Source organism: Marinobacter fonticola, assembly GCF_008122265.1.
Taxonomy (GTDB): Bacteria; Pseudomonadota; Gammaproteobacteria; order Pseudomonadales; family Oleiphilaceae; genus Marinobacter_A; species Marinobacter_A fonticola.
In genome coordinates this window covers 3,940,593-3,956,942 of the sequence record NZ_CP043042.1, presented here as the reverse complement: position 1 = coordinate 3,956,942, position 16,350 = coordinate 3,940,593, and the positions used below count along the sequence as shown (strand labels likewise).

Annotated in this window: 16 protein-coding genes and 1 tRNA gene; 6 read left to right on the top strand and 11 right to left on the bottom strand. The window is 57.7% G+C overall.

Annotation, left to right across the window (positions count from 1 at the left end; genetic code table 11):
* Window positions 1-141 precede the first annotated feature (141 nt).
* The gene (locus tag FXO11_RS17615; protein WP_148864246.1) at window positions 142-1,716 is read left to right on the top strand and encodes a methyl-accepting chemotaxis protein; all 1,575 of its coding nucleotides are present in this window, start codon (window positions 142-144) and stop codon (window positions 1,714-1,716) included.
* Between the two features lie 7 nt (window positions 1,717-1,723).
* Here the strand turns inward: FXO11_RS17615 and FXO11_RS17610 are convergent, their stop codons facing one another.
* From FXO11_RS17610 to gcvA, 3 genes are all read right to left on the bottom strand, one after another.
* Window positions 1,724-3,559: a sensor domain-containing diguanylate cyclase gene (locus tag FXO11_RS17610; protein ID WP_148864245.1), complete on the bottom strand. Its 1,836-nt coding sequence runs from the start codon at window positions 3,557-3,559 to the stop codon at window positions 1,724-1,726.
* 201 nt (window positions 3,560-3,760) lie between these two features.
* Window positions 3,761-3,979 (bottom strand): hypothetical protein, encoded by a 219-nt coding sequence (locus tag FXO11_RS17605; protein ID WP_148864244.1) that lies wholly within the window; start codon window positions 3,977-3,979, stop codon window positions 3,761-3,763.
* A 229-nt stretch (window positions 3,980-4,208) separates the two neighbouring features.
* Window positions 4,209-5,135: a transcriptional regulator GcvA gene (gene gcvA, locus FXO11_RS17600; protein WP_148864243.1), complete on the bottom strand. Its 927-nt coding sequence runs from the start codon at window positions 5,133-5,135 to the stop codon at window positions 4,209-4,211.
* Window positions 5,136-5,263: 128 nt separating this feature from the next.
* Between gcvA and FXO11_RS20295 the strand changes: the two genes are divergently transcribed.
* The 5 genes from FXO11_RS20295 (at window position 5,264) to FXO11_RS17580 (ending at window position 7,446) form a co-directional block, all read left to right on the top strand.
* Window positions 5,264-5,437, top strand: a complete 174-nt coding sequence (locus FXO11_RS20295; protein ID WP_168203196.1) for an RSP_7527 family protein — start codon at window positions 5,264-5,266, stop codon at window positions 5,435-5,437.
* 316 nt (window positions 5,438-5,753) lie between these two features.
* Window positions 5,754-5,829: transfer RNA gene (locus FXO11_RS17595), tRNA-Thr, on the top strand.
* A gap of 168 nt (window positions 5,830-5,997) precedes the next feature.
* On the top strand, window positions 5,998-6,813 hold the full coding sequence (locus FXO11_RS17590) for a cation transporter (protein ID WP_148864242.1): 816 nt from the start codon (window positions 5,998-6,000) through the stop codon (window positions 6,811-6,813).
* Window positions 6,806-7,141 carry a DUF3703 domain-containing protein gene (locus FXO11_RS17585; RefSeq protein ID WP_148864241.1) on the top strand — a complete coding sequence of 112 codons (336 nt, stop codon included), beginning with the start codon at window positions 6,806-6,808 and terminating at the stop codon, window positions 7,139-7,141. The genes FXO11_RS17590 and FXO11_RS17585 overlap by 8 nt, the downstream gene beginning before the upstream one ends.
* Window positions 7,142-7,269: 128 nt before the next feature.
* Window positions 7,270-7,446: a DUF2897 family protein gene (locus tag FXO11_RS17580; RefSeq protein WP_148864240.1), complete on the top strand. Its 177-nt coding sequence runs from the start codon at window positions 7,270-7,272 to the stop codon at window positions 7,444-7,446.
* A gap of 190 nt (window positions 7,447-7,636) precedes the next feature.
* Here the strand turns inward: FXO11_RS17580 and FXO11_RS17575 are convergent, their stop codons facing one another.
* The 8 genes from FXO11_RS17575 to FXO11_RS17540 all read right to left on the bottom strand — a co-directional run bounded on the left by FXO11_RS17575 (window position 7,637) and on the right by FXO11_RS17540 (window position 16,322).
* Window positions 7,637-8,602, bottom strand: coding sequence for a zinc-binding metallopeptidase family protein (locus FXO11_RS17575; RefSeq protein WP_148864239.1), 966 nt, complete (start codon window positions 8,600-8,602; stop codon window positions 7,637-7,639).
* Window positions 8,603-8,761: 159 nt separating this feature from the next.
* Window positions 8,762-10,750, bottom strand: a complete 1,989-nt coding sequence (locus tag FXO11_RS17570; RefSeq protein WP_148864238.1) for a TRAP transporter permease — start codon at window positions 10,748-10,750, stop codon at window positions 8,762-8,764.
* Between the two features lie 68 nt (window positions 10,751-10,818).
* Window positions 10,819-11,973 carry a TAXI family TRAP transporter solute-binding subunit gene (locus FXO11_RS17565; protein ID WP_148864237.1) on the bottom strand — a complete coding sequence of 385 codons (1,155 nt, stop codon included), beginning with the start codon at window positions 11,971-11,973 and terminating at the stop codon, window positions 10,819-10,821.
* Between the two features lie 306 nt (window positions 11,974-12,279).
* Window positions 12,280-12,906, bottom strand: coding sequence for a hypothetical protein (locus FXO11_RS17560; RefSeq protein WP_148864236.1), 627 nt, complete (start codon window positions 12,904-12,906; stop codon window positions 12,280-12,282).
* 234 nt (window positions 12,907-13,140) lie between these two features.
* Window positions 13,141-13,749, bottom strand: coding sequence for an outer membrane beta-barrel protein (locus FXO11_RS17555; protein WP_168203195.1), 609 nt, complete (start codon window positions 13,747-13,749; stop codon window positions 13,141-13,143).
* Window positions 13,750-14,006: 257 nt separating this feature from the next.
* The gene (locus FXO11_RS17550) at window positions 14,007-14,357 is read right to left on the bottom strand and encodes a hypothetical protein (RefSeq protein ID WP_148864234.1); all 351 of its coding nucleotides are present in this window, start codon (window positions 14,355-14,357) and stop codon (window positions 14,007-14,009) included.
* A gap of 176 nt (window positions 14,358-14,533) precedes the next feature.
* Window positions 14,534-15,838 carry a TRAP transporter large permease gene (locus FXO11_RS17545; protein ID WP_148864233.1) on the bottom strand — a complete coding sequence of 435 codons (1,305 nt, stop codon included), beginning with the start codon at window positions 15,836-15,838 and terminating at the stop codon, window positions 14,534-14,536.
* A complete protein-coding gene (locus FXO11_RS17540) occupies window positions 15,828-16,322 on the bottom strand; it encodes a TRAP transporter small permease (RefSeq protein WP_148864232.1) in 495 nt (164 codons plus the stop codon). The genes FXO11_RS17545 and FXO11_RS17540 overlap by 11 nt, the downstream gene beginning before the upstream one ends.
* Between the last annotated feature and the right edge of the window lie 28 nt (window positions 16,323-16,350).

The following is a 16,350-nucleotide window of genomic DNA, read 5'->3' as shown; positions in this document are numbered from 1 at the left end:
GGTGGTACCCGTCTCGTAAGGGCTGCAACAAAAATTAACGGAAGAGTGACAATTTAGCAGCCGTTCCTAAGGCAGCGACTGAGTCTGAATGAGCGTCGTTGTCGTATATGAAAGCTCCCAACATTCACCAAGAGATCTAGTATGCAGTTAGGTCAACGCATCAATAACATCAACGTCGGTTTCAAGCTCGCTGGCGGGTTCGCAGTACTGGTTGTGCTGGCCATCATCATTTCCGTGACAGGTGCTATGGCGCTGCAGTCATACGCCGACCGATCACTGATCGTGGCTGGAGCTAGTGCTATCGAGTCCCGGTTGTTGGACGCACGCACCGATGAGAAGAACTTCCAGATTCGTCGTGAGAATAAGTACGTTGACCGCGCCATTGAATTGGCGGATCAGGCAGCGACACGGGCAGAAAAGTTGAATGATGTTCTCGTGGTTCCTGCCGACAACGAGCGTGTGAGAACCATTGTTAGTAACGTTGATTCCTATAAAGCTCTGCTAGATGAATATCGTGACAGCATCGAGGCAGACTCCCAAACAATTGCGGCTATTGAAAACAACTTGCTGAAGGTAGCCCGCAAGGCCGTGGAGACAGCCGTTGAACTGCAGAATGTTCAGATGGAACGGATGGACGCCGATTACAGTGAATCCATGACACTGATTGTGGGCGCGGCCATCGCCGCCGTTCTTATAGCAACGGTCCTCGGTTGGATTCTCACTCGGCATATCACACAACCGATTCGTCAGACGGTTGAGATAGCGAACAAAGTGGCTTCAGGGGACTTGACCGTAGATGCCAGTAGCAATCGAACCGACGAATTCGGCCAGCTGCTTAGTGCTTTCGACACTATGATAACGAGCCTCCGCGCATTGATCGGCGAGATCAGCACCGGCTCAAACAGTATTGCCTCCGCCTCGGAAGAGATGTCTATAGTGACCCATCAGACCAGTGCGGCGGTTAACAACCAGAAAGACAAGACCGATCAGGTCGCGACCGCGATGAATGAAATGGTCGCGACAGTCAGTGAAGTTGCCAAAAGCGCCGAAGCCGCATTTGAGTCTGCTAACACCGCAACGGATCGGTCGACTCAGGGTGAGAGTGCTGTACGCGAAACCCTGTCCTATGTGAGCGAGCTCAAGCAGCAGATCGACAACGTGATGGGGCAGCTGAATAGCCTGCAGTCTGAAACACATAATATTGGCAGCATCCTGGACGTCATCAAGGCAGTGGCGGAACAGACCAACCTGCTGGCCCTGAACGCTGCCATAGAGGCGGCTCGGGCCGGTGAGCACGGCCGAGGCTTTGCGGTGGTCGCCGATGAGGTTCGTTCGCTGGCCCGCCGTACGCAGAGTTCTGCGGGGGAGATCGAGAGCCTGATTAACAATCTGGTTGCCAGCGCTGAGAGCTCCAGCACAAGTATGGAGCGAAGTACTTCGTTGGCAGAGCGGACTCTGCAAAGTGCTGAAACGACGCAGGAAATCATTCGGGATGTGGTGCAGTCGGTGGAGGATATTCGCCAATACAACAGCCAGATTGCCACAGCGGCGGAGCAACAGGCATCGGTAGCTGAAGATATCAACCGCAATGTTACCGATATACGTGAAGAGGGGGATCAAACCGCCAGTGCTACCGAGCAGGTTTCTGCATCCAGCAATGAATTGGCCCGGTTGGCAGGTGGCCTTAAAAACCAAGTGGCGCGCTTCCGCACCTGAGCAAAGCCTACCTCGGGCGCACTAAGGCGCGGGATGGAACCCCGCCTGATGCTTTCACCTCGTTGCGTCCCGCCGCTTTTGCTGCATAGAGATTGTCGTCGGCGATCGCCAGCAGTTCATGTTTGTCGTGGAGACAGTGGGGTGAGCAGGCGATCAGGCCGATACTGACCGTGATGGCCACGGCATGGCCCTGGGAGTTGAGTGACAGACTTTCAATCTGACTGCGAATGTTCTCAGCGACTATCTTACCGCCAGGCAGGTTGACGCCCGGTAGCAAAACCACGAACTCCTCGCCGCCATAGCGCGCCACGATATCGGTTGGCCGATGGGCACATTGGTCGAGCGTTAGGGCCATCGCCTTCAGGCATTCATCGCCAAACCCATGGCCGTAGGTGTCGTTGATCTTCTTGAAGTGGTCGGCGTCGATCAGCAACAGGCACAGGGAGTCGCCGTTGCGCAAGGCGCGCTGGTATTCGATCTCGAGCTGCTCGTCGAAGTGGCGCCGGTTATAGACCCCTGTCAATCCGTCCGAGATACTCAGGCGTTTCAGCTGTCTGTTGGCTTCTTCCAACTCCTCGGTCCGGGCCTGCACCATCGACTCCAATTCCTCGTTGAGACTTCGATGCACTTGCAGCGCCTGGCTTTGCGCCCGCAGACGCTGTTGTTTTTCCTGGTTGAGCCGGTCGGCGAAACCCAGTGAGAGCAGGACGACCTCCAGTGCCGACCCGATTTCCACCGCATAGCGCGTTAGGAGCGAGGGTTGTATCAGTCCTGCGGATTCGAGAATAAACAGACTCAGAAAGAGCAGGTAGACAAACCAGGCGCTTGCAAAAATGCGGGCCGCGCGAATGCCGCGCAGCGAATACTTGATCCCCAGGTAGAAGCCTAAGAACACCGCCAGGGTCGAAAAGAACAAGCCCGTGCGCACGACCAGTGCATAGGGCAGGAACAGACCCGCTACCATAAGCAGCGCATAGATCGCGACTAAGACATTGACCAGCCGGTTGTCGAATGACGATCCGGAGACAGCCAAGTTCAAAAAGCGCCGCGCGAAAAGCACCGCAGCCATCGGCATAAGGCAGGTGGCAAAGATCACCGAGTAGGCGTTGATCAGCGGCATATCCGGCCAGAGGTAGCGAAATGCCACGCCCTTCATCACCGATAACATGAACACCAAGCTGACCAGATAAGCCAGGTAGTAAAGGTAGGCTCGGTCGCGTACCACCAGATAGATAATCAGGTTGTACAGGAACATGACGGTCATCACGCCATAAAAGGCGGCCAAAGCCATCACGTCGCGCTTGTCGTCTTGGTCGAAGGCCTGCCGCGTCATCAGGTCGACGGGGGTGATGATAGCGCCGGTGGTCTCGATGCCGATGTAAACATCGACGCTGGCGGATTGCACGGCATCGAGTGGAAACAGGAATACGGTTTCCAGGAAAGGCCGCGCCGCAAAGGGCAGTGCATCGCCCACCGTAAATTGACGTAGCGGTTTGCCATCGGCAACGAGGGCCACGCGAATAGTGTCGTGGTGGGGCAGATTCAGCCTTAGGAGCGCGCCTTCGGCTATATCCACCATTCCAGAGAGGCGGGCGCGGAACCAGAAGGCGTCTGCTTGATAGCCGTAGTTGCGATTGCCGTTGGAGGGTAGCCAGGCATCGCTGGCAAGACCCAATACGTCGGCGATGGAGGAACCCGCGGGCATTCGCGTGTACTGGAGATCGGGGTTGAGCGGAAGGGTACCCGTCTGCAGGAGAGTGGAGGCATCCTGTACCGGTATGGTCTGCGCCAGGCAGAAGCTGCTGGCCAGACATAGGCAAAGGGCCGTAAGCCATCGCCGCATTGGTGTTCCCCCTGAACTCAAACGACTACTGCCGTCAGGTGGGGGTTAATGCCTTACCGGTTAGACGGGAAACGGCCCCTGCCACCATGTTCCATAATCGATGAAACTCTAGCACAGATGCCTTAAAAGCCTACACTTAAGCGACAGTTTACCTGTTCGTTTCGCTAGTTGTGCGCGCTCTGACGACATATTTAAAGCGGTTCAACCCGTCCTGATGCCCAGGCGATCCAGATAGACGTGTAGCTCGGCTTCCGTCAGGTTGATGTGCTCCACCACACGGCCATAAAGCATGACCGTGGGCACAGACCGGCCCTTCAATTCACGCTGGGTCTCATTGAGCACGTACAGGATGATACGTTCGGTGCGTGTCAGTCCGTCCCGCACATCGGGAATGTTTTCAAGAATATCGCGTTGATCCATGCCGGGCCCTGCTCAAGGCGTTCAATGCGAAGTATGGGGGAGTGGTGGCGGTGCAACAACCCGCCAATAGCTTGTCCACAAAATCAGTGGATAACTTTGTGTGCAACGTAATGATAGATGCCCGAAAGCCCCTTGGGGTGGGTGATTCAGCGCACTGGCCGGCTAATGACCAGCGTTACGTTGACCGCTTAAATAATGTCCGAAAAACCCCGGCATCGCTGGATGAAATTCAGTCAGGCACCGGTTCATAATCCTCTTCGTCACTGGCGCCAGCCGTCTGCATTTCGCTCATCAACCATTCCTTAAACGCTTTCATCCCAGCGGTCAGTGGGCGATGCTTTTGGTATACCAGATAAAATGCCTTGTGGGTATCGAGCCGAATGTCGAAGGGCACCACCAGGTGCCCAGCATTAATCTCCCGGGACGTCAGGGTCCGGTCGGCTAGAGCAACGCCCAGACTTTCCTGGGCGGCTGCGGTAGCCAGTTGCCCGCTGGAGAGCTGTAGGCTGCCTTTGGGAACGATGAATTCGACGCCGGCCTGCTGCAGCCAGTTTTCCCACTCCCACTTGCGTTTGCTGACATAGATCAATGTGTGGTGCTTTAGGTCTTCCGGCTTTTCCAGCGGAAGCCTGCCTTTCAGTAAATCCGGACTGCACACCGGCATCAGCAAAACCTTACGCAGAAAATGCACCTCGATATCGTCCCACTCGCCGTTGCCGTAGTAGACCGCCATGTCGGTGCTGGAGCGGTTGAAGTCCAGCAGACCCATGGATGCGTTGATCTGTAGTTCGATATCCGGGTAGAGCTCCCGGAAACGGCTCATGCGTGGCATTAGCCAGCGGGTCAGAAAATTGGGAGCCACGCTGATTTTCACCACGTTGGGTTCGTGGCTTGCCGTCAGTCGCTGGGTGGCCATCTCTATCTCGTCCAGGGCGTGTTTGACCGAGCTCAAGTATTGTTCGCCAGCCGGTGTCAGTTCGACTTTACGTTTGGTTCGGCTGAATAGCGAAACTCCCAAATATTCCTCAAGCGTTTTTACTTGGTGACTGACCGCGGAGGCGGTCACGAAAAGCTCCTCGGCAGCGGCTGCAAAGCTACTGTTTCTGGCGGAAGATTCGAAAACGCGGAGAGCGTTTAGGGGCGGGAGTCGGCGCATAGTGGTTTTTACTAAGCATGAAATAATTTCAGCATTCTGCTTAGAAATGATCGCTTTTTCAATAGTCGCTCGATCTCTAATATTCACCCTGTAGACATTGAATACGCCCACAGACGAGGACTCGTATTATGACTGAGCAAGACCTGAAACTGGACGCACGCGGTAACGTTGACGTCGATTATTACGTAAAGCTGGCCCGTCAGCAGCGCAACCAATACATGGGTGAGCTAGGTGCCGCTTTTGCATCTAAAGTTAAAGCCTTATTTCGAGTAGCGCCGCCGAGGATGTCGACCAGTCACTAACGGCCCAGCGACCTCGTGTGGAGATTGGCTGGCGAGGCCTGAAATCGCCTAGCCAGCCTGTCTGCTCCGCACACATCTTCTGCGCATTATTGTCGGCGACCTGCCGACTTCGCGATTCACACCTCCCAACGCCTTCGGCGCACATCAAAAGCTTTTCGTTAGCAATCTCGAAAGCGCGATCACAAAGCTGTTTAATGTTTCGCAAAGCCCCTTTTTGCGCCAGCAAAAATCGACTAACTTGATTGTTTAGACAACGCACTCGCGTCGTTATCAGTGGCCTACAACGCCTTCAAAGAGGCCTGCAGAACGTGCCAACGCCGGGATAGCTCAGTCGGTAGAGCAGGGCATTCGTAATGCTCAGGTCGCAGGTTCGACTCCTGTTCCCGGCACCAAGTTCGATGTGTTTGCGCTAGAGACGTTACCCTGGGCTCACTGCTCGAAAAAGAACCATGTTCCGCTCACACGTTTGGCAACCCTTCCCTGAATCCATAAATTGCTTGACCCTGTAGTAGCTACAACCTTGATGATGCCACCATCAATATCTCCAAGAGGATAGATGGGTGGATAGCTGTTGCGAAAATAAGGCCGGCGAGCTTGCTCACTTGCGCGAGAAGCAAGCCCGGGTGTTGTATGTCGTGCTAGGCATCAATGCCGTTATGTTTTTCTTTGAATTCATCAGTGGTTGGCTGGCGAACTCCACGGCGTTGCTGGGCGATTCGCTGGACATGTTCGGCGACGCTTCGGTGTACGCGCTGACGCTTTACACTCTGCATCGAAGTGCCCGCGCCAAAGCCAGCGCCGCGTTAGCCAAGGGTGTGTTCATGTTGCTCTTCGGCTTGGTGGTTATTGGCGACGCGGTCCGTAAGAGCCTGCTGGGTGTGATCCCGGAGGCAAACTGGATGGGCGTTGTCGGCTTGATCGCTTTGGCGGCCAATACGGTCTGCTTTCTCCTGCTGTACAGTCATCGCAGCGACGATCTGAACATGCGTTCAACCTGGCTATGTTCCAGGAACGACCTCGTCGCCAATACCAGCGTCATTGCCGCCGCCGTGCTTGTGGCCCTTACCGGGACGCTCTGGCCGGACGTCGTCGTCGGTATCGCCATTGCCGGCCTGTTCCTGCATTCCGCCTGGCAAGTGCTAACCGAAGCCTGGCGGGAGTGGCGGCATGCTAATGTTCCGCCTGATACCGAGAGTTCTGTGGACAGAGCCGACACATGCTGTGGAGCCGCAGCATCGCCGTTGCCAGTTAAAGAATGCTCCAGCGACGGGAGCGACTTGGACGATCACTGTGGTCCGGCAAAGGCGAAGCCCAAACCAAGCTGCTGCGGCGCTTCAACTGAGAACGAAAATAAAGAGTGGCAGAACAATGCATGAGCGATTGAAGGTGGCCTACCGGAACGAGCTGGCCTCGGCCCGAGCTGAGGAAGCCCGAGGCGATTGCCAGCTGGCTTTCACGCACCTGGAGCGGGCCCATATCCTTAGCCAGCGATTTGCCCTGGCGCACACGGCGACACACCTACGCATGCTCAGGTTAGGTTTGCGTCTAAGTGACGGCCGGGAAGTGCGCGGGCAAATCACGCGTGCCCTGGCGGCATTGGTCTTCTCTCGCATTTGGGTGCCTGTTGGCAATACCGGACGAGCCACTGTCAGCGCCCTTGCGCCGATGACCGTTCCTGCCGATCTGGCCGAGGTGCTCTCCTGATAGGCGCTCTTCTGATAGGTGCTCACCTGACAGCGCTCTCCTGACAGTACTCTCCTGACCGTGCGTTCCTGACAAAGAGCGCCGCTTGGTCCATCATAGAAAGACGTTCCCAGCGGAGAGTTCTTCTTATGCCACTCGAAGGATGGATATTCCTGATCGTTGCCCTGATCCTTATCGTCGGTGGGCTGATGTTTCTGCGCAATAGCGCCCGCAGTATGCCGATCTCAGAAGACAAGATGGAGCGCATACGCAAGCGCAAAGCGGAAATGGAGGCGAAGGATCAGGCTGAAGAGGAGAAGTGGTGAGCTTGTTGCCCGCCACCGACCTGAATTAACTTTCCAGGCCGGTGGATTTGGGATCGGTTACCGGAATCGCGGCTTGCGGTAACCGAATTGGAACATCGATCGCCTCAGTCGCAGCTTCCCACCTTTTCGAGCTGGCGTTCGCGCGCCACGGCTCGACTGATGACTTAATGACCCTTAATGACCCCGTTATTCAGCGTCCCTGGGCACCCCGGCGCAGCCAGTCATGCACGAAGGCAAGCTTACGATGGGCCGCATCCGAGAGCATGAAGGGGTAAAGATCCGACAGTCCCATGGATCGATTGACATGATTGACCCCAATGGCCACCGAGGTCGCGACATGGATGAGGCGTTCGGCATCGGGCTCCGAATACGGATCCCAATTCGCGCTGGGTAACCCGGGCAGGGTAAGGCCCGCCGCGACAAAGCTGTCGGTGATATCGGTTAGGTGTAACAGGTGCGCCGCTGTTTCGGCCCAGTCCTCGTGCGGGTGAGCCGAGGCGTAACTAGTCAGGAAACGTAGCGTCCAGTCGGGTGGCGGACCGTTTTTGTAGTGATGCTGGAGCGCGGCACCGTAATCCGCGCGTTCATCGCCGAACATCGCGCGAAAGGCGTCGAGAAAGTCCTCACGTAGACTCAGCCGCCACCAGAGCATATGCGAAATTTCGTGGCGCATATGGCCGATCATGGTCCGGTAGGGTTCCTCCAGTGCTTCGCGGCGGGTGGTGCGCACCACCGGATCCGCCTCGGCCACACTGATAGTCACGATGCCGTCCACATGCCCCATATACACCGGGGTCCGTCCTTCGGCGAGCATGCGGAAAGCCGGTCGCGCACCTGGATCTTCCGGCCGGAACCAATGCCAGCGCCCGAGGTTGTCGAGCGTCCACCGTTTGGCTGCCTCGGTCACTGCCCAGTTGGGAACGGCATCGGGAATGGAGGGATCCGGGGCCAGTGTCGTCATCGCGCACGAGCGACAGAAAGCGCCTTGTTCAGGGGCAATCCAGTTACAGCCGATCACTTCCCTGTTGACACAAAACGGGGGCATGGGCAGAAAGGCGCGCGCCTGAGGATCGTAAGCGACGGGCGTTCCGTCTGCGGTGGCGAGATTGTCGAACCAGAGTGATCCAGAGCCAACCGGATTGGTGAAGACTCGCATGAGAGAGGCCTTCTAGTTGTAGGGAGGTGAAACCCAGTATAGGAACGGCTGCCGCCACCCGTCTAATTAAAACCCCTCAACGTGGCCGAGGGGCTTGGTTGCCAGGCCTGCTCTTTTTACCGGCCATCGGGGCGTTGTGGTCCCGTGACACCGGCGCGCCTAAATAGAAACCGGTCCGTATCGCCTCTGGGCAATCAAGGCGACGGCAATGGCCGGCAGTATGAGCACGGCGCTGATCATCGATAGCTGGACGTTGGATAGCGGTACCGGACCACCGCCAGGAATTGCCAGCAGCAGGCCGCCAATGATTAGGGCCAGCCGTACCGGCCATTGCAGGACTCGGCTGGCGGCGAGGCTGCCGATGCCTAGCAGCCAGCCCTGCATGGCCCCCGCTATAAGAACCACCCCAATCAATGCTTGAAGAATGACGATGCCGATCTCGGCCCAGCTGCCCTGGAAAATCAGTGCCGGGTTGAGCACGAACAGGAACGGGATAAAGTAGATAACGCTGCCCAAGCGCATGGCCTGAAACCCGGTTTTCATCGCGTTGGAGCCCGCCACTGTGGCGGCTGCAAAGGCACCGAGGGCGACTGGCGGGGTGATAAAGCTGAGCATGCCCCAGTACAGGATGAACAGGTGGACCGCCAGAGGGTCCATACCACCACCATTGATCAAGGCTGGCGCGAGGGCAACGGCGAGAAAAATATAAGCAGCGGTTACCGTCATCCCTATCCCCAGGATGAAGCTGGTTAGCGCTCCCATCATCAGGAGGGTCAGCGTATTGCCGCCGGCGAGGTAAATCAGGTCATTGGCGATAGTACCGGAAAGGCCCGTGACCGAAAGTGCGCCGACGAGCAAGCCGACCCCCGCCAGAATAGCGATAAGTTCGGCAAACAACTTGCCGGCGTCGGCAAAGAAATCCTTCACGTTTTGCCAGCCCCAGCGCTGGTAGGGTAGCACTTGGTTGATAACCAGCAGCAACGCAGTGGCATAGAATGGCGCAGTAGCCTCCCGGCGGAGGAAAAATAGCATCCAGATCAGCAGTGCAAATACAAAGATGAAGTACCAGCCTTCCTTGAGCGTTTTACGTAGTGAGGGCAGCTCTTCACTGGGCAGCCCCTGCAGGTTGTGCCGGGCTGCGTAAGCATCGATCTGGATAAAAAGTCCCAGAAAATACAGAGCTGAGGGCACCACGGCGGCCAGTGCAATGGTGCCGTAGGGAATGTTCAGGAAGGCGGCCATGATAAAAGCGGTGGCGCCCATCACCGGTGGCATCAGCACGCCGCCGGTTGACGCGCAGGCCTCCACGCCAGCGGCATAGGATCTGCCAAAACCCACGCGTCGCATGGCGGGAATAGACATCACGCCCGTGGTCATGACGTTGGTAATCACGCTCCCGCTCATCGAACCCATCAGGCCGCTGGAAAATACCGCGACTTTGGCTGGTCCGCCGCGAACGTGGCCGAGCAGGGCAAACGCCAGGTTGATGAAAAAACGGCCCCCACCGGTTTGTTGCAGGGCGACACCGAACAGTAAGAAACCGATCACGATATTGGCGAAGGCTTGCAAGGGCACCCCCATGACGGCTTCGCGGCTCATCGCCATGTAGATCGCGGTTTGTCCGGGTGAGGAAGGAAAACCCTGAATCGGACCGGGCATTTTATCGGCGACAATCGGGTACAGACTGGCCAGCCCTACGATGGCGGCGATCGTGATCCCGCCGGCCCGGCGAATCGCCTCCACGACAAGCACCCAGAACAGGACGCTCATAATCACCGCATATTGGGGTGCGGCATACTCCCAGCCTTGGTCCAGAATCGCTTCCGCGTTGTAGACGAAGAAGCCGCAAATCCCGCCTGCCGCTATAAACAACAGAACATCGTACCAGGGCACGCTTTCCCGCGCGGCGCGACGGTGCATGGGCCAGAGCAGGAAAACCAGTGGCAGCATCAGGGCCACCACCGTATAGAAAAATTGACTCTCCACCTGCGTGACGACGTTGATCAGTTGCAGGTTGAACAGATAATCGATGGTAAACAGCGTCAGGGCCAGCGTGGTCAGCCGTGGAATCCAGGGCCAGGCTCCGGGCAGTTGCCGGACGCCGGAGATCTTTTCGCGATCCGGACTGGAGGAGGGCTCTTGAGTCATGATGCAGGACGCTCCAGAGAACAGGATAGGCCGGGAAGAGGCTGGGCTCCTCCCGGGCTGAGCGTGATTTAGCGGAAGACGGGGTTCATGTCGGCCGCCTCGAGTGCATCGGCGCGGGCGGTCATCCAGCCCTGGCGGAAAGCCTCCTCGTCGGACGGCGGGTTACCGGCAATAAACTGGTCCCAGGTATCCATCAGAATGTTCTGGCGGCGCACAAGCTTATCCTGGTGGGCCTGCATTTCATCAGTCCAGTGGCCGATTTCTTTGTAGTAGGTAACAACCGCATCGTGGAACGGAATGACCCACTCCATGTTCTGATTTTCCAGGGCATATCCCTGGTTACCGGGAGCGGCATCCTTGTACTTGTCGTAGTCTTCGGTAAAGACCTTGACCAGGCTTTTGACCAGGGTGTCGTCGGTCTTGGCGTTGGCCACCACAATCGGGTAGGGATAGCTTGAACCGATCCAGGGGTCCTCCTCGCTGATCCCTGCGCCGGAGGTGACTTTATGCGGCTGAAAGTAGGGTGCAACGTCCTTCAGACGTTTCCAGCCCGCTTTGTCTTCCGGGTCCAGCGTGAGCCACGTGATACCCCGAGGGCTAGCCGCCAATTGCTGGGGGCCGCCCGCCACCGAGACGGTAAAAGCGGTATCGGTCTGATCGGCGATGATGCCTTCGAACGAGCGTCCGTAACCGGGGAATTCCACCCGCTCGACGTCGTCCCAGCTTAGGTCGCCAAAGGCTAGCATGGCTTCGGAGCCCAGATTAAGCGCGTCGTCACCTCGAATATAGGACACGCGCTTACCCTTGAGGTCAGACGGTGTTTCGACATCGATATCGCCGGCGACCGCGATGCTCAGTCCAAAACTGGCCATCGATGTCGTGATGACCCGGATTGGCTGAGGCCCCCAGTTCTCATCGGCGAACATCAGTACCCCTTCGGCACCGTAGTAGGCGGCGATACCGCAGGCACAGACCGGCACGCGGCCCATCTTGAGCGGCGTCATCCGGGATACGTCGTTCTCGCCCGGCAGGATACGCAGCGAGACGCCGTACTCGTTGCGAAGCAGATTGCCGATAGACACCATCTGACTATAACCCGCGGAGCTGGTGCCATAGGCTGTCATACCGAGTGTATTGGGGAGTTCCACGCCCTCGGCGGCGAAACCTAGCGTGGGCACCGATGCCAGGGTGGCAGCAGCTAGATAGCGTTTGATTTTTGGCATGTCAGAATCCTTCTGCGGTTTTGTATTTATGGTTCGATGTTTTGCTGTGCAAAACATAATTCTGTTATGCATATACGACTTTAGGCAGTTTTCTGAGAAGCTGTCAACAATTGTGAAAAAGCAAGGTGATCGGGTGTTAGGGCTATTAAACGCGCCCTGAGAGGTTGTGAAAAAGTCCAATGTGGCGGGAAACGTGGCGGGATTGTTGCTGATCGAGAGAGAAAAGTTGAAGGACATCCTAGGCGCAACGCCGGTCTGCAATGGTTCAGAGCACCCGCGTAGGACGGGGTGCTCCGCCGCAAATTACTACGGCTTTTCCACCGACACGGCCACGGCCTCCGTCGATTGAACGACGACCTCACGGCCCACGTGATCGGTGCTCAGTTCAACATCGTCACGTACAGGAAGAATGTGACTACTGCCGTCAGGAAACTGCAGCGTGGCGGTGTGTTCGGCCAAATCCACGGCGGTGACCACGGCTGTCATTTCAACACTACCGGCCGCGAATCCCCGTGGTTTTTCGCCTTCCGGCGCACGCCCCGCTGCGCCTGAGAGGCCGTCCTCCGGGGCGGCACCAGCGCCTCTGAGATAAACCGCCATTTCTTCCACGTACGCGATTTCGACACGGTCGCCCTTTTCGACCTGATTGAAGTTGACCGCGTCGGGGCCAATGTCGACCGTTTTCTGTGTACCGTTGTCATCGACCAGCGTAACCCTGCGGGCGTCGTAATCAATGGCTTTAACCGTCGCCTCGAGGCGTGCAGTGCGGGTCACGACGCCCCCGGGGACGCCATCAACCGTAGTCACGGTTTCGGATACATCGGCAGTCATCGCGTTCGTCGAGTCTTCGGAAGGTGTACTGCAGGCGGCCAGCAGGCTCGCGATAAGGGCGATACCGGCGGTGTGTTTGGAGAAAATAGGCTTAATGTTCATTGGCGAGGGTCCCTTAACCGGATGTGAAAAGATCGGGTCTGCTAATCAACTGACAGCCGACAACGACCACCACACACTCCGTGTTCTGAGACGTCAGCGGGAGAATTATAGATAAAGATCCTGCCGTTCGCTTGTTGGCTTCGGCAAATCGATGAACGTGGACGGGACGTGATGGCTTTCGTCGCCAGGCAATCGGCGAGTGCCGGTCCGGGGTGATTGACCTAAAAAGCGGCCTTAATAGCTGAAACGCCAGCCAAACTCGAGGCGCCAGAGTTCGAAGTTGGGGCTGGCTCCGAGCCCTTCGCCACTCATTTCATAGCGGTCGACGCCGCCTTGTATGTAGTACTGATTATCGAGTTCGTACCGCATGCCCAGGCCGCCGCCGTAGGAGAATCGGGTGTCGTCGTAGGTGTCGTAGAAGCCCGAGCAGATATAGCCCCACCAGGGATCCCACCAGCAAACGCCCATGGGCACTTCGTTGGAGACGATGTTGGAGTTAACGTATGTCCAACCCAGACCCGCCCGGACATAGGGCGTCAACGGGCCTTCAAGAAAGTTCCAGGCGCCATACAGGTGCCCGTTGAAGACCTCCATCTCCGATTCGATCTTCTGTTGGGCGCCGCCGTCCACCGTTATATTGGCGGTGTAATCAGGACTCAGGAAAGAGAGCTCGGCGCCCAGCTTCAAGTGTTCGCTGAAGTTATAGCCGCCGCCCAGACCTAATCCCACCGAGGAATCAATGTTCAGACTTGATCCATTGCTCCCTTTGCTTGACTCGTGAAAGTTGCCCAGCAGGTGAACCGACAAGTCCCAGGCGGCTGTCCGTTCTGCCTGAACAGCCATTGGGAAAAGTGCTCCCACGAGCAGTGCCGGTCCGATCCATTTCAGCTTCACAGCCCAACCCTCCCCGTCCATGTGTTGGAGATTTTAGAGGCGATTCAGGAATAGTCCGGAGGTTTCCGTTGCGTGATGTCCTCCGTGTGACGCTTATAAAGATACAGCGCCCCCAAGCGGATGAACACACGTTAATTGTAGACCGCCTCGCATTCTGGCGATTTCTGCCGCCAGCCGGGCGGCGTACGGAGCCTATCGGTATAGCGTCAGTGCTTCGTGCGGGCGGGGGCGTCGGTCGAGAAGTAGTCCTGCATCCAATCGAATAGGGTCGCTGCGCTGGCGTCGGCCAACGCCATGCGCTGGAAGTCCACGCCGATGTCCTCGTCAATGGTCGAAAACTGATAGAGCAGAACGCCGGGATCGTCGTCATGTAAGACCAGCACGATGCGGCGCCGGGTGCGTAGGCAGTCAATTGTCATGGCATCGGCGGGAATACCGATGTCGCGCATTCCGCGCCGTACGCCCACCACAGGATTAATGTGCCGGTACATCTGCTGGATCCGGGCATGGGCGTCGCTGGCCATGTCGGATAGGGCTTTAAGGGCTTGTTCGGACATCGAAGGTTCCTGACGGTCAAATGGGCCTCAAGGAGGTGCGTTCTCGCCTAGCATAATTGTTACCGCGCAGGCGCCTGGGCGTAAAGAGGCCCACAATGTTGCAAAGACGTTGGAGAGAGGTCGGGAAGACGTTGCAAAGGACACCCGCATCCGATGCCCATCGGGCTTGGCATTCTCTACCACTGGCCCACCCTGTAGCCGAGCGTCTCCGGCAACCACAGCGCAATGCCCGGCACTAGCATCACCAGCATCAGGCTGACAGCCATGGCAGCGATAAAAACCAGCGACCAGCCGATGGTATGCTCCAGGCGGATGTTGGCGATTCGGGTGGTCACCATCAGGTTGACGGCGACCGGTGGCGTGAACTGGCCGATGGCGATATTCATCGCCAGCAGGATGCCGAACCAGATCGGGTTCCAGCCAAAATGGTTCATCAGCGGCAGCACAATCGGGATCAGGATCAGGTAGATCGAGATTGCATCCAGCAGCATGCCGGCGATCAGCACCAATACCATGACCAGACCCAGCAAAACCCAGCCGTTTTCGGAAAGCGACAGCAGGGCATCGGCCAGATGTTGGAACGTGCCCAGGGTTGTGCCTGCCCAGGCGAAGATACCCGCCAGCGCGATGATGAACATGACCACGCCAGACGTGACGGCAGCTTCGGTCATCAGATGCCACAGATCCCGGAGGCCGAGATTGCGGTAGAGCAGGCAGCCGACGAGCACGCCGTAGGCGACGGCAACCACTGCAGCTTCAGTCGGGGTGAACAGGCCTGAGCGCAGCCCGCCGAGAATGATGACCGGCGCAAATAGGGCAGGAATCGCCGCCTTGAAGCTGGGCCAGAACGCCGGACGCTCGACCGTTTCCGGATCTTCCCAGCGGTATTTCTTGGCGAAGAAAAGCGCCGGCGCCAGCAGGGAAACGCCCGCCAGGATGCCCGGAAACAAGCCCGCTGCAAACAGCGCCCGCAGATCTACGCCGGGTACCACGATGGAATAGAGAATCAGTGCAATCGAAGGCGGGATCAGGATCGCCGTGGATGACGAGGCGGCAATCAGCGACGCCGAGAACGGTTTCGGATAGCCGGCCTTTTGCATGCTGGGCAGCATCACCATCGCGACCGCTGCGGCATCCGCCGGTCCCGAGCCGCTCATCCCGCCCATGATCAGGCATACCAGCACCGCGACGATGGTCAGGCCCCCGTGGCGGGGGCCGATAACGGCCTGAGCGAAGCGTACCAGGCTGGCCGCCACACCCGCCCGCTCGAAAATGAGGCCGGTAAGAATAAACAGCGGAATCGCAATCAGCGGGTACTTGGCCACGCTGTTGTAGGTATTCGTGCCGAAGGTGCCCAGCATGGTTGGCGGCAACCCGGCCACAATGCCGACGACTCCGCCCACGCCAAGAGCAATCGCCACGGGCATCCCCAGCAACAGTGCCAGCAGGAAACTGCCAATCATCAGCAAGTCAGGACTCATGGATTGTCTCCGGGTCGTCCTTGCCGCGCAGACGATCGACGAGGTTCTGAGTCATGCGGAAGATGATGGCGACGGACAGCAGTGGCAGCCACATCACGTAAATCCAGTTTGGGAACCCCAGGCCCGGCGATAGTGACTCCCATTGGTATTCCTGCAGGGCGAAGGTGCTGCCGTACCAGGTCATAATCCCCAGCACGGTAACGCCGCCCAGCCACTGCAGTACGAAGACCCCCTTTCGCGCCCAGTGCGGCAGGTAGTGTTCGATCAGCTCGATACGGATGTGCTGGTTGTGACGCGCCGCCACCGCCGCACCCGCGAAGGTGAGCACCACCAGACAGAACACCGAAAACTCTTCGGTAAAGGCAAACGACGCATCCGTAGCGTAGCGCACGATCACATTGCCCAGGCTGATCACGCAGATGGCAACCAGGGCGACGGTGGCCAGCCAGGCATCGGGCTGGAATTTGGGAGGGCGGGGCGGCATGAGGGCTCCGGTTCAGATTACGGCGCCC

Excerpts from the sequence above, each read along its gene's own strand:
- FXO11_RS17585 (WP_148864241.1), top strand. The coding sequence starts at position 6,806 with ATGCATGAGCGATTGAAGGTGGCCTACCGGAACGAGCTGGCCTCGGCC.
- FXO11_RS17540 (WP_148864232.1), bottom strand. The coding sequence starts at position 16,322 with ATGCCGCCCCGCCCTCCCAAATTCCAGCCCGATGCCTGGCTGGCCACC.
- FXO11_RS17605 (WP_148864244.1), bottom strand. The coding sequence starts at position 3,979 with ATGGATCAACGCGATATTCTTGAAAACATTCCCGATGTGCGGGACGGA.
- FXO11_RS17610 (WP_148864245.1), bottom strand. The coding sequence starts at position 3,559 with ATGCGGCGATGGCTTACGGCCCTTTGCCTATGTCTGGCCAGCAGCTTC.
- FXO11_RS17560 (WP_148864236.1), bottom strand. The coding sequence starts at position 12,906 with ATGAACATTAAGCCTATTTTCTCCAAACACACCGCCGGTATCGCCCTT.
- FXO11_RS17615 (WP_148864246.1), top strand. The coding sequence starts at position 142 with ATGCAGTTAGGTCAACGCATCAATAACATCAACGTCGGTTTCAAGCTC.
- FXO11_RS17580 (WP_148864240.1), top strand. The coding sequence starts at position 7,270 with ATGCCACTCGAAGGATGGATATTCCTGATCGTTGCCCTGATCCTTATC.
- FXO11_RS17545 (WP_148864233.1), bottom strand. The coding sequence starts at position 15,838 with ATGAGTCCTGACTTGCTGATGATTGGCAGTTTCCTGCTGGCACTGTTG.
- FXO11_RS17555 (WP_168203195.1), bottom strand. The coding sequence starts at position 13,749 with ATGGCTGTTCAGGCAGAACGGACAGCCGCCTGGGACTTGTCGGTTCAC.
- FXO11_RS20295 (WP_168203196.1), top strand. The coding sequence starts at position 5,264 with ATGACTGAGCAAGACCTGAAACTGGACGCACGCGGTAACGTTGACGTC.
- FXO11_RS17550 (WP_148864234.1), bottom strand. The coding sequence starts at position 14,357 with ATGTCCGAACAAGCCCTTAAAGCCCTATCCGACATGGCCAGCGACGCC.
- FXO11_RS17575 (WP_148864239.1), bottom strand. The coding sequence starts at position 8,602 with ATGCGAGTCTTCACCAATCCGGTTGGCTCTGGATCACTCTGGTTCGAC.
- FXO11_RS17565 (WP_148864237.1), bottom strand. The coding sequence starts at position 11,973 with ATGCCAAAAATCAAACGCTATCTAGCTGCTGCCACCCTGGCATCGGTG.
- FXO11_RS17570 (WP_148864238.1), bottom strand. The coding sequence starts at position 10,750 with ATGACTCAAGAGCCCTCCTCCAGTCCGGATCGCGAAAAGATCTCCGGC.
- gcvA (WP_148864243.1), bottom strand. The coding sequence starts at position 5,135 with ATGCGCCGACTCCCGCCCCTAAACGCTCTCCGCGTTTTCGAATCTTCC.